Raw genomic sequence first — 960 nt, 5'->3', positions numbered from 1 at the left:
CGGCCGCCACGGCTGCCACGGGCGGCTCGGGAGCTGCGGGCGGCTCCGGCGGCCATTGCGATGTCGGCTGCCCGATCGGTGCGGGCCGCAGGATGGGCTCCGGCGGCGGCTCGGGGGGCTCCAGCACGGAGGGCTCGCGCACGGGCGTGAGCTCCGCCGGCGCGGGGCTGCGCACGAAGGAGGGCATGGCCGCCGCGCTCGCTGCCGCAGCCATCGAGAACGGGGCCGCGGGCGGCTGGAAGATCTCCGCAGGCAGGTCCAGGTCCTCCACCACCTCGGTGAGGATGGGCAGGTCGTCGTCGTCGAAGGCCTGCATGGCCGCGGCGGGTGGCATCGCGTGGACCGGCCCGGCAGGGCCGTGGTCGGTGGTGGGCGGCGTGCGTGCGGGGGAGGCGGCCGTGTCGCCGCGGTGGCGGCGCAGCAGGGCGTCGGCCTGGCCGAGCAGGTCGTCGGCGCGGTCGAGCTCGTCGTCGTCGGGGAAGTCCTGCCAGTCTTTCACAGCGCCACCCTGCGTTCGGCGTCGAAGGCCTTCAGTTCGTAGCCGCGCTGGCGGTAGGCGGCCCAGCGCTGACGGGCGGCGTGCACCTCGGCGGCATCGCGGCCGACGATCTCGACCACCATGCGGAACCCGTCCGCCTCGGCGGGCAGGTCGTCGGCGAGGTTGAACAGCATGTCGGCGTGCGGCCACGGGCAGGGCTCGTCGGCGGCGCCGAGCACCACCGGGGTCTCCACGGCCAGCGCCGAGCCGGCACCGACATGGGGGACGAAGTCGAGCGGCACCGCGGTCCACAGCGCCTGGTCCAGCCGGCGCAGCTGGGTCGAGTCGGTGCAGCGCAGGGCGACCTTGCGGCCGCGTGCGTAGGCGCCCGCGACCAGCTCGTGCGCGAGCGCGAGCCGGTCTGCGGTGTTGTGATAGAACTGCACGCGCGGCGCCATGGCGGGGGGGGGGCGGGCCCCCGG

General features: G+C 76.1%; 1 protein-coding gene and 1 pseudogene. Both read right to left on the bottom strand.

Annotated features, from left to right (window positions below; translation table 11 throughout):
• A pseudogene (locus C667_RS23345) lies at window positions 1-499 on the bottom strand (hypothetical protein); the annotation flags it as partial.
• Window positions 496-936, bottom strand: a complete 441-nt coding sequence (locus tag C667_RS23340) for a DNA polymerase III subunit chi (protein WP_004390392.1) — start codon at window positions 934-936, stop codon at window positions 496-498. The gene C667_RS23340 and the pseudogene C667_RS23345, both read right to left, overlap by 4 nt.
• Window positions 937-960: the final 24 nt, after the last annotated feature.

The sequence above is a fragment of the Thauera phenylacetica B4P genome, from assembly GCF_000310225.1.
GTDB classification, from domain to species: domain Bacteria; phylum Pseudomonadota; class Gammaproteobacteria; order Burkholderiales; family Rhodocyclaceae; genus Thauera; species Thauera phenylacetica.
This window is presented reverse-complemented; position numbering and strand designations above follow the sequence as displayed.